The sequence below is a fragment of the Psychromonas hadalis ATCC BAA-638 genome (assembly GCF_000420245.1).
Classification (GTDB): domain Bacteria; phylum Pseudomonadota; class Gammaproteobacteria; order Enterobacterales; family Psychromonadaceae; genus Psychromonas; species Psychromonas hadalis.
On sequence record NZ_ATUO01000351.1, the window covers coordinates 1 to 1,011 of the forward strand.

At 42.5% G+C, this 1,011-nt stretch carries 1 protein-coding gene; it reads left to right on the forward strand.

The window, feature by feature from the left end; translation table 11 throughout:
- Positions 1-108 precede the first annotated feature (108 nt).
- Positions 109-846 carry a pyridoxine 5'-phosphate synthase gene (gene pdxJ, locus G322_RS0119535; RefSeq protein ID WP_022943319.1) on the forward strand — a complete coding sequence of 246 codons (738 nt, stop codon included), beginning with the start codon at positions 109-111 and terminating at the stop codon, positions 844-846.
- The last annotated feature ends 165 nt before the right edge of the window (positions 847-1,011 follow it).

Sequence of the window (1,011 nt, forward strand, 5' to 3'; positions counted from 1 at the left end):
CAAAACGATTTTGCCGACAAGCATTAGCCCATCGAACTATTTTGATTAGGTGGCAAACCATTACATAGTCGCGCTCTTTTTAGCGCAACGAAATAGAGAGATTTTAAAATGAGCAAATTACTGTTAGGCGTTAATATTGACCATATCGCAACACTGCGTAATGTGCGTGGTACTTGTTATCCTGAGCCTGCTCATCTGGCCGCGATTGCTGAAACAGCGGGCGCAGATGGTATTACTATTCATATTCGTGAAGATAGACGCCATATTAATGACAGAGATGTCGCGGTGCTTGCACAAACGCTACAAACACGCATGAATTTAGAGATTGCCGTCACCGATGAAATGATTGATATCGCGATTCAAACCAAACCTACTTTTGTCTGTTTAGTGCCTGAAAAACGTGCAGAGTTAACCACAGAGGGTGGGTTAGATGTTGCTGGTACATTTAAAAAAACAGCTTCTGCAGTAGCACGTTTAAATGCGGTGGGCATTCAAGTCTCGTTGTTCATTGATCCAGAAAATGAGCAGATTAATGCTGCCATTAAAACGGGTGCTGCTTATATTGAGCTTCATACTGGGCAATATGCTGATGCACATAATGAAGATGAACAAGCGCGTGAACTTGAACGTATTAAACAGGCCGCTACTTATGCACATAAAGCGGGTATTAAAGTGAATGCGGGGCACGGTCTTAACTATCATAACGTGAAACCGATTGCTGCGATTGCTGAAATTATCGAGCTTAATATTGGTCACTCCATTGTTGCACGTGCGTTGGTTGATGGTTTTGCACACGCGGTCACAGAGATGAAACGCCTGATGATTGAAGGCCGTAACGGTTTATAAGTCATAGCATTGGGGTCAATACTCTAACCCTGACTATTGTATGAAAATCTAAAAAGTAAATAGGACGTGCTGCTTTAGCTGCGCCAATCGTTAACAAGGCAGGACTAAAATCCCACGTCCGATTTTTTATTTTCACGTGCTGCTTTAGTTGCGTCAATCGTTAAC

What these genes read in the sequence shown, in the direction of transcription:
- pdxJ (WP_022943319.1), top strand. Translation starts at nt 109, where the DNA reads ATGAGCAAATTACTGTTAGGCGTTAATATTGACCATATCGCAACACTG.